The sequence below is a fragment of the Pseudomonas sp. GWSMS-1 genome, assembly GCF_049847425.1.
GTDB lineage: Bacteria > Pseudomonadota > Gammaproteobacteria > Pseudomonadales > Pseudomonadaceae > Aquipseudomonas.
This window is the reverse complement of sequence record NZ_JBMHHV010000005.1, coordinates 2184055-2196890: the sequence shown is the minus strand read 5'-3', so window position 1 is coordinate 2196890 and position 12836 is coordinate 2184055. Positions and strand designations below refer to the sequence as shown.

Annotated in this window: 12 protein-coding genes; 3 read left to right on the top strand and 9 right to left on the bottom strand. The window is 60.4% G+C overall.

Features of this window, described 5'->3' with window-relative positions; translation table 11 throughout:
- Window positions 1–55: 55 nt before the first annotated feature.
- From ACEPAJ_RS13930 to ACEPAJ_RS13900, 7 genes are all read right to left on the bottom strand, one after another.
- On the bottom strand, window positions 56–223 hold the full coding sequence (locus ACEPAJ_RS13930) for a DUF2897 family protein (RefSeq protein ID WP_425915450.1): 168 nt from the start codon (window positions 221–223) through the stop codon (window positions 56–58).
- Between the two features lie 75 nt (window positions 224–298).
- Window positions 299–1645 (bottom strand): class II 3-deoxy-7-phosphoheptulonate synthase, encoded by a 1347-nt coding sequence (locus ACEPAJ_RS13925; protein ID WP_274089414.1) that lies wholly within the window; start codon window positions 1643–1645, stop codon window positions 299–301.
- 133 nt (window positions 1646–1778) lie between these two features.
- The gene (locus ACEPAJ_RS13920) at window positions 1779–3533 is read right to left on the bottom strand and encodes an N-acyl-D-amino-acid deacylase family protein (RefSeq protein WP_425915448.1); all 1755 of its coding nucleotides are present in this window, start codon (window positions 3531–3533) and stop codon (window positions 1779–1781) included.
- A gap of 176 nt (window positions 3534–3709) precedes the next feature.
- On the bottom strand, window positions 3710–4441 hold the full coding sequence (locus ACEPAJ_RS13915) for a sulfite exporter TauE/SafE family protein (RefSeq protein ID WP_425915446.1): 732 nt from the start codon (window positions 4439–4441) through the stop codon (window positions 3710–3712).
- Window positions 4441–5223 (bottom strand): SDR family NAD(P)-dependent oxidoreductase, encoded by a 783-nt coding sequence (locus tag ACEPAJ_RS13910; RefSeq protein WP_425915444.1) that lies wholly within the window; start codon window positions 5221–5223, stop codon window positions 4441–4443. The genes ACEPAJ_RS13915 and ACEPAJ_RS13910 overlap by 1 nt, the downstream gene beginning before the upstream one ends.
- Window positions 5223–6158, bottom strand: a complete 936-nt coding sequence (locus tag ACEPAJ_RS13905) for a bile acid:sodium symporter family protein (protein ID WP_425915443.1) — start codon at window positions 6156–6158, stop codon at window positions 5223–5225. Before ACEPAJ_RS13905 ends, ACEPAJ_RS13910 begins: the two co-directional genes overlap by 1 nt.
- On the bottom strand, window positions 6158–7495 hold the full coding sequence (locus ACEPAJ_RS13900) for a flavin-containing monooxygenase (RefSeq protein WP_425915441.1): 1338 nt from the start codon (window positions 7493–7495) through the stop codon (window positions 6158–6160). The genes ACEPAJ_RS13905 and ACEPAJ_RS13900 overlap by 1 nt, the downstream gene beginning before the upstream one ends.
- A gap of 161 nt (window positions 7496–7656) precedes the next feature.
- Between ACEPAJ_RS13900 and ACEPAJ_RS13895 the strand changes: the two genes are divergently transcribed.
- On the top strand, window positions 7657–8430 hold the full coding sequence (locus tag ACEPAJ_RS13895; protein WP_425915440.1) for a spermidine synthase: 774 nt from the start codon (window positions 7657–7659) through the stop codon (window positions 8428–8430).
- A 21-nt stretch (window positions 8431–8451) separates the two neighbouring features.
- Here the strand turns inward: ACEPAJ_RS13895 and ACEPAJ_RS13890 are convergent, their stop codons facing one another.
- The gene (locus ACEPAJ_RS13890; RefSeq protein WP_425915438.1) at window positions 8452–9243 is read right to left on the bottom strand and encodes a crotonase/enoyl-CoA hydratase family protein; all 792 of its coding nucleotides are present in this window, start codon (window positions 9241–9243) and stop codon (window positions 8452–8454) included.
- A gap of 354 nt (window positions 9244–9597) precedes the next feature.
- On the opposite strand from ACEPAJ_RS13890, the gene ACEPAJ_RS13885 reads away from it, so the two are divergent.
- Both ACEPAJ_RS13885 and ACEPAJ_RS13880 read left to right on the top strand, forming a co-directional pair.
- Complete coding sequence (locus ACEPAJ_RS13885) at window positions 9598–11319, top strand: DEAD/DEAH box helicase (protein WP_425915436.1); 1722 nt, start codon at window positions 9598–9600, stop codon at window positions 11317–11319.
- A gap of 249 nt (window positions 11320–11568) precedes the next feature.
- A complete protein-coding gene (locus ACEPAJ_RS13880; RefSeq protein ID WP_425915434.1) occupies window positions 11569–12225 on the top strand; it encodes a thiopurine S-methyltransferase in 657 nt (218 codons plus the stop codon).
- Window positions 12226–12284: 59 nt separating this feature from the next.
- On the opposite strand, the gene ACEPAJ_RS13875 is transcribed toward ACEPAJ_RS13880, so the two are convergent.
- Window positions 12285–12671 carry a transcriptional regulator gene (locus ACEPAJ_RS13875; protein ID WP_425915432.1) on the bottom strand — a complete coding sequence of 129 codons (387 nt, stop codon included), beginning with the start codon at window positions 12669–12671 and terminating at the stop codon, window positions 12285–12287.
- Window positions 12672–12836 lie beyond the last annotated feature (165 nt).

Below are 12836 nucleotides of genomic sequence, written 5' to 3'. Positions count from 1 at the left end.
ATCAGCCGTAGGTTCACCTCAGGTGGTGATAGAGGCGCTGGCGTGGCACTTAGCCTTAGTTTTCGCCGGCGTCCTTGGCTTCCTGCTCACGTTCGCGTTGATGGATCTTTGTCAGTTGCTCGTCGCTTAATGGCAACGGTTTAGCCGTGCGCAGCAACACCATCAGGCCGCCGACGATGGAGCCCAGCACCAGAACAATAAACAGCCAGATATACCAGGTCATGAGGGATTACTCCTTTGGCGAGTCTTCACCATACCTGTCGGCGGCGGATCTGTCCGATCAGCCGCCGACAAGGACCTAGCGGCGGACTTGCTTTAGGGTTTCAGCAATCAGGAACGCCAGTTCCAGCGACTGGTCGGCGTTCATCCGTGGGTCGCAGTGGGTGTGGTAGCGATCCGACAGGCCGTCTTCGGTAATCGGCCGCGCGCCGCCGATGCATTCGGTAACGTTCTGCCCGGTCATCTCGATATGGATACCGCCGGCGTAGCTGCCTTCGGCCTGGTGCACGGCGAAGAACTGCTTCACTTCGGCCAGGATCTGCGCAAAGTCGCGGGTCTTGTAGCCGCTGCTGGCCTTGATGGTGTTGCCGTGCATCGGGTCGCTGCTCCACAGCACCTGGCGGCCTTCACGCTGCACGGTCTGGATCAGGCGCGGCAGGCCGGCTTCGACCTTGTCGGCGCCCATGCGCACGATCAGGTTGAGGCGGCCGGGATCGTTATCCGGGTTGAGGATGTCGATCAGGCGGATCAGGTCTTCGCTGTCCATGCTCGGGCCGACTTTTACCCCGATCGGGTTGCCGACGCCACGCAGGAATTCGACATGCGCGCCGTCCAGCTGACGGGTGCGGTCGCCGATCCACAGCATATGCGCGGAGCAGTCGTACCAGCCGCCGGTGAGGCTGTCTTTGCGCACGAAGGCTTGCTCGTAATTCAGCAATAGTGCTTCGTGGGCGGTGAAGAAGCTGGTTTCGCGTACTTGCGTGGCGCCGTCCATGCCGCAGGCGCGCATAAAGGCCAGGGTTTCGTCGATGCGCCCAGCCAGTTGGCTGTACTTCTCGCCAAGGTCCGAGTTGGCGATAAAGTCGAGGTTCCACTGGTGTACTTGATGCAGGTCGGCAAAGCCGCCTTGGGCAAAGGCGCGCAGCAGGTTCAGCGACGCGGTGGACTGATGGTAGGCCTGCAGCAGGCGCTCCGGGTCCGGCACGCGGCTTTTCTCGTCGAAGCCGATGCCGTTGACGATGTCGCCGCGGTAGGCGGGCAGGGTTACGCCGTCGATGGTTTCATCATTGGCCGAGCGCGGTTTGGCGAACTGACCGGCCATGCGACCGACTTTGACCACCGGGCAGCCGGCGGCGAAGGTCATGACGATGGCCATCTGCAGCAGCACTTTGAACGTGTCGCGGATTTTCAGGGTGGAGAACTCGGCAAAGCTCTCGGCGCAATCGCCGCCCTGTAGCAAAAACGCGCGGCCCTGGGTCACCTCAGCAAACTGGCGGCGCAGTTCGCGGGCCTCACCGGCAAATACCAACGGCGGATAACTGGCGAGCTTTTGCTCAACGGCCAGTAGGTGCGCGGCATTCGGGTATTGCGGTTGTTGCTGGATCGGCTTGGCTCTCCAGCTTTCAGGGCTCCAGGGTTGCGACATTGCGGCTCTCGGCTTAAGTCAATTCAGGCGGACGGGCATGGTAACCGATAAGCCATGGCCGGCAAGCCGATAGGCGCAATAGAGCCGCTGCATGATGCTGTTGCTTCCTTTTATGCGGGATAGCGCGAAGTAATCAGCGTGGCAGCACATCGCACCCTGGCAAAAAACACCCGAAGCCTTGCTGTTTGCCCAACCCTTCGGCGAACTCGCTGCCACGGCGGTAGGCGATGCGGCCGTTGATCAGCGTTGCATCCACCGCCGCATCGTTGCGTTTGACCACGCGCTCCAGGCCGAGCACTTCCATTGGCGCTTCATGGATGTCATCCAGTTCATCGGTCAGCCCGGCGGGATTCACGATCACCACATCCGCACGATCACCCACGCGGATAGTGCCGGCATCCACGCCAATAAAGTCAGCCAGTTCACCGCTCAGGCGATGGATGGCGCGGCCGGTGTCCATAAACGGTGTGCCGGCCAGTTCGGCGTCACGCACGTATTTGAGGAAGCGCAGCGGGAAGTTGTATTGGGCAATGGAGCGCAGGTGCGCGCCAGAGTCGGCGAAGCCTGGCTGGGTCCAGGGACTCGCCAGCAGCTTGTACATCACCGGTTCGCGCTGGTTGCCGTAGCAGGTGGTCCACTTCAGCGCCTCGCGGTACTGGCAGGCCAGCTCGAAATAGGCATCTACCGGGTCCAGGCCACGGGCGGCGCCGAGCTGTTTGAAGTTCTTGCCGACCAGGCTGGCGTCCGGGCATTCGGTTACCCAGCAGTCGGAGAAATCGCGGTGCCACAAACCTTTGGTCAGCACGGCTTTGACCTGCTTTTTGAACAGGGCACGGAACTCCGGCTCCAGCACCTTGGCATAGAGCTCGTCCGGGTCCTTGATATTGCGCAGAATCTCGCCAGCGCCGAACTCTTCGAAGGCGTTCACGTTGAGCCCTTCAAGGCGCAGGGTGAACGGCGCTGGCAGGGTTTGCCAGCGGAAGTGGCCACGCAGCACGGTGTTCGCCAGCCAGCCGGAAAGGCGGGTAAATCGGTGCAGCAGCGGCTGCGACTTGAGGTCCAGCGCGGTGAGCATTGAGCATTTCAGCGGCTTACGGAACCAGCCGTGGGCCTGATAAAGGAAGGCGAACACGTTGACCTTGGTCACCGCATTTGGCGCGCCCTGCATCACCGCGCCACGCCGACGGAGGATGGCGAACAGGCGGGAGAACTCCTTCCAACTGGCGAAGGTCGATGGCAGTGGGCTGGACCAGGCGCGGTCGCCGTCCATCTTGTCCAGACGCGTGGTCATCACCGATAGACCGATGCAGCCAGCGTCCAGGGCTTCTTCGAGCAATTGCTCCATGCGTTGCAGTTCTTCCTCGGTTGGGGTGACCTTCGAGGTGGCGCGTTCCAGCCCCATCACCGCTACGCGCAGTTCGGAGTGACCGAGGAAGGAGCTGACGTTCGGCCCCAATGGCTGCTGATCGTAGAAGGCGCGATAGCCGGCGGCGTCGCGCCAGGTCTTCTTCTCCTGCAGGATTGGCAGCACGTACTCACGCGGCACCGCCTCGACGCGGGTGAACAGGTCGGAGCAGTCCTCGGCATCGGCCAGCACCATGCTGATCGAGCAGGAGCCGATGGTCACGCTGGTGACGCCATGGCGCACCGACTCCTTCAACGCGGGCGCGGCGATCACTTCGGCGTCGTAGTGTGAGTGAATTTCCAGAAAGCCTGGGCTCACCCATTTACCGCTGGCGTCCAGTACCTCGGGGCAGCCGTTTTCATCCAGTGCACTGAGGCTTAGCACATCAATGCGTCCATCCTTGATGCCGACATGGCGCAATTGTCCGGGTTGGTCGCTGCCGTCGAAATACAGGCCGTTCTTGATGATGACGTCGTAGCTCATAACAAACTCCAAGGCGCTGTAGGCCGTCGAGAAACTACCTGCGTTGCCATCGCGGCGTTAAAAACAGGCTCAAAATGCTCATTTACAGCTCGTGAACTCCGCTTTTTCGCCTGTTTTGACCAGCCGGAGGCTGTTACTAACGTAGCGCCTTGCGCTGGCTGCCTCGCCAACATTTCTCAATGGACTACAAGCAGCAGGCAGCCGGTAACCAGCAGCAACAGGTAAATGGCGATGCGGAAGTGTTGTTCGTTGAAGCGTTGGTGCAGGCGTTCGCCAAGCCATACGCCTACCAGCAGCAGTGGTGCGTAGCACGCCACTTGCGGCAGCGCGGGAAGCAGGCGGCCATCAAGCAGGAAGGCGATGGTCAGCAGGCTGTTGAGGGTGAACCACACCGTGACCAGGGTGGCGCGCAGGCGTGCCTTGTTCAGCTGGGTGCCGGCCAGGGCGAACACCAGCAACGGCCCGCCTGAGGCAAACAGGCCATGACTGATTCCGGCGCACAGGCTGAGCAGGCGGCTGAGCCACAGTGGGCGGACGGGTTGCGCGGCAGCATGACGCAAACGCCACAACTCGCGGGCGGCAAACCACAGCACCAGAGCGCCAAACAGGCGCTTGGCCAATGCGGCGTCCAGAAAGGGCAGCAGGGCATAGCCGATAACCGTGCCGAGCAGCATGCCGGGCAGGATCATGCCCAGTAACAGGCGGCGGTCGATCATCTGCCGGTGCCGCCAGGCCAGGTAGCCGGTCATGCAGATATTCAGCGGCACCAGCACGGGTAGCAACTGGTCGATGGTTAGCAGCAAGGCGCCCAGCGACAGGGCGATGACGATGCTGCCGAAGCCGGTGATCGCCTCCAGGGTGTAGGCCAGTAGGATAAAACCCGCCAGCGCCAGCCAGGCCAATTCCATCAGTCCATCTCCGCGGCGAAACGCGCGCTCATCTTGTTGTAGTAAAACCCCGGCGCGATGCGCCAGAGCAGGCTGGCCAGCCAACTGCCGCGATCCGGGAACAGGCGCTGACGACCTTGCTGTTGTGCCTGGATGATCTGTGCAGCCATCCAGTCGGCGCCACGCACGTTGCCGATAGTCGAGCGGCCGTGTTGCGCCGGCAGACCATTACCACCGAGGGCGTTCTGGTCAATGGGCGTGTCGAGAAAGCTTGGGTAAACCAGCAACATGCGGATGCCATCGCGCGTGGCCTCGGCACGCAGCACTTCAAAGAACTGACCGAGGGCGCTTTTCGCGGCGCAATAACCGGCGCGACCGAGCACCGGCATCCAGCCGGCCATGGAACCGATGGCGATGATCTGCCCACGGCTCTGGTGCAGCAGCGTCAGGGCACTCAGCGTCAGCTCTACGGGGGCTTGGTAATCGACAGCCATGACCTTGCGCAGCACCGCCGGGTCTGTCTGCATGGCCGGCGAGCGGTGGGTGATACCGGCGTTATTGATCAGCACATCGAGGCCGCCGAAGCGCTCAACACAGGCTTGCAGCAACTGCTGGTGCAGGAGCTGATCGGTGATGTCGCCAGCCAGCCCGATTACCCGCTCTGCGCCGAGCTCATTGACCCTTGCGCTCAGGCCGCCTGCGTTGATATCGGTGAGCAGCAGATTGCAGCCCTGGCCGTGATAGGCGCGCGCAAGCTGCCAGCCGAGGCCGCTGGCGGCTCCGGTGATCAAGATGGTGGGCATTATTTTTCTCCGAGTGTCGCCAGAATCGGACTGGACGGCGCATCTTCATGCGGCGGCTTGCGTGACCAGAAATAGGCCAGTGCCATGCCCGAGACCAAGTGCCAGCAGCCCCAGAAAGCGGCAATCAACAGCATGCCGGTGACCTGCGGGAAGAAGGTAAAGATGATCACCAGGCCCAGTGCCGAGTTCTGGATGCCCACTTCGAGGGTGATGGCGCGGCGTTCAGCCTCTGGCAGGCGGCTTAATCGGGCGCAGCCGTAGCCAATGCTTAAGGCCATGGCGTTGTGCGCGACCACCAGCCAGAAGAACAAATGGAAGTGACTTAAGAATTGCTCGACGTTTTTGCCGAAGGCGAGGGCGACAAAGCCCAGCATCACCGCGAGGGCGAACACGCGCAGGGGCTTTTCCACCTTGCGTGACAAACCGGGGAAGCGTCGACCGATCAGCATGCCCAGCGCCAGTGGCACGCCGAGTACAAGAATCACCATCAGCAGCAGGCTTAGTGGGTCCATGGCGATTTCGCTTAGCAGCGGTCGGGTGTAAGGGTTGAGCCAGGCGTACAGGCCGAAGTTGAGCGGGGTCAGCACACTGGCCGCCACGCTGGACACGGCGGTCATGCTCACCGACACGGCGACGCTGCCGCGCGCCATCCAGGTCATGATGTTGGAGAAGCTGCCGCCGGGGCAGGCCGCAATCAAGGTCATGCCCAGCGCCAGTTGCGGATCGATGCGCAGCGCCCAGCACGCCAGGCAGGTGAGTGCTGGCAGCAGCAGAAACTGGGCTATCAGGCCAATCACCGGCGCTTTGGGCGCGAGCAGAATGCGTTTGAAATCCTCACCCCTCAGGTCGAGGGAAACGCCGAACATCATCACTGCGACGATGATATTGATCAGCACCAGGCTGCTGGGGTCGAACTGAATATGCACCGCTTCCATTACACGCTCCCTGCCGTGACGCGGCTGGCGGCAGGCGCAGCGGCTAGGCCCGAGCGCAAACGTTGGCTGTGCTGCGCGATGCGCTGCCGATAGCTGTCTTTGTGCACGTAGTAGGCCATGCGCTCCAGTTGCAGGTACTGGTAACCGCCATCCAGGCGAATGCTCGCCCGCTCACGTTTGACCGTCTGAAGGTCTTTGGCGGCAGCCGTGTCGGCGTGCAGGTTTTTGATATACAGCGCCACCAGTTCGGCCTGCTCGTCGCGGCCCTGCCAGCCCAGGCCGGACGCCTCGACCATTCCCATCATGAACAGGTCGTCGTATTCCGGGTGGAAGACATTGAGATACAGCTGCGGCGCGCCGGCGTGAGTGGGCCAGTTGAGGTGCGCGCGGTCGATAAAGGGGTAGTCGAGTTTATAACCGGTACCTTGCAGGATCAGGTCGTACTCGGCCTGTTCACCATCGCTGAACGTCACCTGCAGGCCTTCGATCTTGGCGATGTCGCGGCGCGCCTTGATATCGCCATGACCGAGGTAGTGCAGCACCAATGAGTTCATCACCGGGTGTGACTCATAGAGTTTGTAATCGGGGTCGGGCAAACCGAACTGCGACGGTTTGCCGACGAGTGCACGCACCAGCAGGCCGTCGAGAAATTGTTTGAGCGGTCGTGGCAGCTTGATCGCGCCACCCAGGGTGTCGGTGGGCCGGCCGAGGGTGAACTTGGGTAGGAAGTAATAACCGCGCCGCACCGACAGGTCCACCGAGGCCGCGCGGTGCACGGCGTCCACAGCAATGTCGCAGGCGGAATTGCCGCAGCCGATCACCAGCACGCGCTTACCCTCGAACGCAGCGGCCGAGCGGTAGGCGCTGGAGTGCATCAACTCGCCCGTAAACTCGCCGGGTAGGGCCGGCTGGTTGGGCGTGTGTAGGGTGCCGTTGGCGATTAATACGCCGTCAAATCGCCATTCACGTTGCACGCCAGCCTGCTCGCTTATCAGCTTCCAGCCCTTGTCCAGGCGCTGAATGTCGACCACACGGGTGTTGAATTGGTAATGCGCATACAGGCCGAAGTGCTCGGCATAGTCGCGGAAGTAACGGCGCATTTCATGGTGGTGAGGGTAAGCCGCCACCTCATCGCGCATCGGAAATTCGCTGAACTGGGTGGTGCCCTTGGAGGAAATCAGGTGCGCTGAGTCGTACATGGTGCTGTGTGGGTTATCGATATCCCACAGGCCGCCGACATCCGCGTGCAGCTCGAAACCGACAAAGTCGATGCCGTGTTTGTCCAGTTGACGGGCTGTGCACAGCCCCATGGGACCGGCACCAATAATGGCGTACATGGCAAACCTCAATGCTTTCTTATAGTTGTAGTTGTTCAGCGTCTACGGCACTGAACTGCAAGGTGGTTAATTATTGCGTGACCCAGGCGGTGCACCTCAATGACAATTAGCGCCTTTCCTCTGGCCGAAATGGTCGGGGATGTCACGGTGGAGAGTGGTGGATGCCAGGTTTACCCCCGGTTGGTCAGATGCCCGACCCGTTGTTGATCGCCGAAGTACACGACGCCTTTGGGGTTATTCAAGTGGTCGAAATGGGCGCTTACCGTTTTCTTGAGTTCGGTGAGGCGATCGAGCAGAGCTGCGTCTACATGCCCGACCCAAGCTGGCTGGAGTACGACTACACCCGCGCGATGCTGCTCGGCGCGTTGTGCCATGAGCATCCGGAAACTGCGCTGTTTCTTGGTCTGGGTGCCGGCAACCTGACCCAGGCGTGCCTGAAGTTTTTGCCGCTGGATGATGTTGAGGTGATTGAGCTGCGCGCCGATGTGCCGCGCCTGGCCATGGAGCACATGGGCCTGGAGGACGATCCGCGGCTGACGATTCGCATTGGTGATGCCCTGGAATTGCTGGAAAGCGCGGAAAAGACCGACCTGCTGTTCGTCGACCTGTATACAGATCACGGTCCGGCGACTGGGCATTTGGCTTGGCGTTTTCTGGAAAACTGCCAGAAGCAACTCAACCCCGGTGGTTGGCTGATCATCAATCAGTGGGCTGGCAACGACGGTAAGCCGTTGGGCGCACCGCTGCTGCGCGGCCTCTATCATCGGCATTACTGGGAGTGCCCGGTGAAGGAGGGCAACGTGGTGTTGCTGGTGCCGGCCGATATTGATCAGCAGATAGACGTTGGCGAGTTGCTGCGCCGCAATGCATTGCTGGCGCCGCAGTTTGGTTATTCGCTGGAATCGTTGATTAAGGCCGTGCGTCCTGCGACCTGATCGGACCAGTGGATACCTGGGTTAGCGCCCCTTAAAGTCGCCCGGGCGGCGCTCCAGCATGGCGTTTACGCCTTCCTGGGCATCCTCGCTGGCCATCAGCCGAGTCACAGTCGGGTGCAAGCTGGCGGTCGCGGCGGCCGGACCTTCAACCACCGCCTGGCGTGCTGACGCCAGAGTGGCTTGCACGCCCAGCGGTGCTTGAGCGGCAATGCGTTCGGCGAGCCCTAACGCTTTGGGCAGCAATTCCTCACTGGCCACCACCTCTTGAATCAGCCCTAGCCGATAGGCTTCATGGGCATCGAATTCATCACCCGTCAGCAGCCAACGCATCGCGTTACCCCAGCCAGCTGTTTGGTGCATGCGCAGGGTCGCACCACCAAACGGGAAGATGCCGCGTTGCACTTCCATTTGCGCAAAGCGGGTGTTGCTCGCGCACAGGTTAATGTCCGAGGCCAGCATCAGCTCGATGCCGATGGTGAAGCAGTAGCCTTGCGCGGCGACGATCACCGGTTTGCTCACCCGTGGCCCGCCGAACACGCCCCAAGGGTCGCAGCCGCCTTCAGGGATCTTCCAGCCGGCGGCAAACTGCGCCGCCACATTGGCCAGGTCCAGACCGGCGGTGAAGTGCTCGCCGTGGGCAAAGACCAGCGCTACCCGCGCCTCGCTATCGCGCTCGAACTCACCATAAGCCCGGCACATGTCGTCGAGCATGGGCAGGTCAAAGGCATTACGTTTGCTCGCTCGGTCCAGGCCAATCAACATGATTTGGCCGCGTTTTTCACGGCTGACACGGCCGCCGGTGCTTGAAGTCATGATCGGGAGTCCTTGTGCGCAGGGTGAGTGGGCTGATGCTTGAGGTTGTTGCAGCGTTGCTGTTTGAGGCTATCAGAGGATGGCTGAATGGCACGTTATAGGCGTTATGTATGCTTTTTTTATGGTTGGGCTGATGAAAAACAGGCACATCGGCCAGGTTTTCCGGTATAGTACGCGCCGGTCAATTCTTGGCCACGTTCAGGTAGTACAGCTCGCCCGGAGGTTAACTTCGGCAGTTAGTCCGTTTTGCGGACTATCCTTGACGATTCATTTATCACACGTTTTCGCAAATCCCCGCCGACATGGCTGCCAGGGTGACCTTCGGGTCTTACACGGCATGCGTAGCTTTGGAATATGGGTCTTTGCGGATGCACTAGAGGCAGACCCATGACCCAGGAAATCGGCGGCTTCGCCGCTCTCGATCTACATCCCAATGTTCTCGCTGCTGTAATTGCTACTGGCTATGAAGAGCCTTCGGCTATTCAGATTCAAGCGATTCCAGTAATCCTCGCCGGCCACGACATGATCGGCCAGGCGCAGACTGGTACCGGTAAAACTGCTGCCTTCGCCCTGCCAATCCTCAGCCGTATCGACCCGGCCAAGCGTCAGCCACAAGCGCTGATCCTCGCGCCGACCCGTGAGCTGGCCTTGCAGGTTGCCACTGCGTTTGAAACCTACGCCAAGCAAATGCCAGGCGTTAATGTCATCGCCGTTTACGGCGGTGCACCGATGGGCCCGCAGCTGAAAGCTATCCGTAATGGCGCACAGATCGTTGTCGCCACACCGGGTCGTCTGGTTGACCACCTGCGTCGTGACGAGAAAGTGCTGTCGACTATTCAGCACTTGGTTCTCGACGAAGCCGATGAGATGCTCAAGCTGGGCTTTATGGATGACCTCGAAGTCATCTTCAAGGCCATGCCGGAAAGCCGTCAGAGCGTGCTGTTCTCCGCTACGCTGCCGCACTCGATCCGTGCCATCGCTGAAAAGCACCTGCGTGACCCTAAGCACGTCAAGATCGAAACCAAAACTCAGACCGTAACTGCCATTGAGCAGGTGCATCTGATGGTTCACGCCGACCAGAAGCACGCTGCCGTACTGCGTCTGCTGGAAGTCGAAGAATTCGACGCGCTGATCGGTTTTGTGCGCACCAAGCAAGCCACCCTGGATCTGGCAGCAGCGCTGGAAGCCAAGGGTTACAAGGCTGCTGCCCTGAACGGCGACATCGCGCAGAACCAGCGTGAGCGTGTTATCGAGTCGCTGAAAGATGGCCGTCTGGACATCGTGATTGCCACCGACGTTGCTGCTCGTGGCCTCGACGTGCCGCGCATCACTCACGTGATGAACGTGGACATGCCGTACGACCCAGAGTCCTATGTGCACCGTATCGGCCGTACTGGCCGTGCTGGCCGTACCGGTCGTGCGCTGCTGCTGGTGACTCCACGTGAGCGCCGCATGCTGCAGGTAATTGAGCGTGTAACTGGCCAGAAGGTCGGTGAAGTCAAGTTGCCGGACGCCCAGCAAGTGCTGGACGCCCGCATCAAGAAGCTGACTAATAGCCTCGCGCCGTTAGTGGCTGATGCTGAAGCTAGCCACGGTGACCTGTTGGATCGCCTGACTGCCGACATCGGTTGCAGCCCGCGTGCGCTGGCCGCGGCCCTGCTGCGCAAGGCTACAAACGGTCAGGCGCTGACCTTGGCTGAAGTTCAGCGTGATCAGCCGTTGGTACCAGGTAGCGGTGGCGCTCCACGTGAGCGCAGCGAGCGCAGTGACCGTGGTGGTGATCGTCCTGAGCGCGAAGGCGGCCGTGAGCGTCGTGCCCCAGTACCGTTGAGTGAAGGCAAAGCGCGTTGCCGTACTGCGCTGGGTGCGCGCGACGGTATCGCCGCGAAGAACCTGCTCGGTGCCATCCTTAATGAAGGCGACTTGGCCCGTGAAGACATCGGCCGCATTCAGGTGCGCGAGAGCTTCAGCTTGGTCGAGTTGCCGGAAGAAGGTCTCGATCGTCTGCTGGGCAAGCTGAAAGACACGCGTGTCGGTGGCAAGCCGCTCAAGCTGCGTCGTTATCGCGAAGATTAATGCTTCGTTGATTTAAAAAGCCCCGCCTAGTGCGGGGCTTTTTTATGCCTATGGATTTTAGTGTCTGGCTGACCATCAGCTGTGCCGCGAGTGGCTGGTTAGGTCCTGTGCGGTTTTGCCCGTGAATGGTGTTTTAAGGGTTTTGTCTGGCTTTGGCTGCCTTAATAACACCCGGGTGCGCTGTTTGCCGCTTGGTCTTTTTGGTCGCTTTGCGGCAGGATCAACCGTTGAATACTTATAGGGGGCGGTATGCACGCAGAGTTCTGGCAGGCGCGTTGGTCGCGCAGTGAAATCGGCTTCCACTTATCTGAGGTCAATCCCTATCTGCAGCGTTATTGGTCGGCGCTGGGTTTGGTTGAGGGCGCTCGGGTGCTGGTGCCGTTGTGTGGCAAGAGCCTGGATTTGGCCTGGTTGGCCGGGCAGGGTTATCAGGTTACGGGGGTTGAGCTGGCGCAGCGTGCGGTCGAGGACTTCTTCGCGGAGCATGAGCTGCAGCCCGTGGTGAGTGAAGTGGGGGGCTTCAGGCATTACCAAGCCGGTAATGTGGAGATTTATTGTGGTGATTTCTTTGCTCTGACGGCGCAGCAGCTTGCTGGCTGCGCTGCCCTTTACGATCGCGCCGCATTAATCGCCCTGCCTGAACCGATGCGCGAGCGCTATGTGACGCACTTGACGCAAATCCTCCCCGCCGGCTGTCAGGGCCTGTTGGTCACGCTGGACTATGATCAGGCGCACATGGATGGCCCGCCCTTTGCGGTGGCGGATGACGAGGTGCAACGCTTGTTTGCGGCCAATTGGCAGCTGCAGAGCTTAGCCAGCGCCGATGTGCTGGGCGAGAACTGGAGGTTTCTCAAGCGCGGCTTGGAGCGCTTAGATGAGCGGGTGTATCGACTGTCGCGCCAGTAAACCGTGTGCCTAAGGCGCAGCTGAGTCGCTTTGCTGGCGGCTCAGCGACTGCCATCAAGTCAGACGGTATCGACAGCGATTGTGTCGAATACCTCCGGCGTCAATGCCGCCAAGCCATGGCTGTTGAGCACCTCGCGAGGATGTTGCTCGCCGGGGAAGCTGCTGTCGATCATGCTCAGGAGTTGTAGGCCGCGGTCGGTCAGTACAAAGTTTTCGCCGTTACCGCCTTCACTCTCCGGACGCGAGGCGATGAAGCCAGCCTTGAGTAATTGTGCTTCGTACTTCGTGGCCTCTACTTTGAACTCATCCAGATCCGCTACAGGATGTCCGGCTTGATCGGACTCAGTGGCTAAGTCTTCGGCATACATGCGTGGGACAAAAGGCTCATTGGCAGAGTTTTGTACTTCATGCAGTAGGCGTTCGATAAGATCCCAGTCGTATTTCATGTGGTTTTCTCCCGTTATTTTGACCTGGGTGCCAACCTAGGTCTGACCAATCTTTGGGGTTACCTTGTTTAAAGTCCGACTCGGGGTGCTGGGTAAAGTTCGCTTTAGCTGCACGAGCTGCCGTAAGGGGCGATGAGTCATTAAAAAAGGCGACCCGAGGGTCGC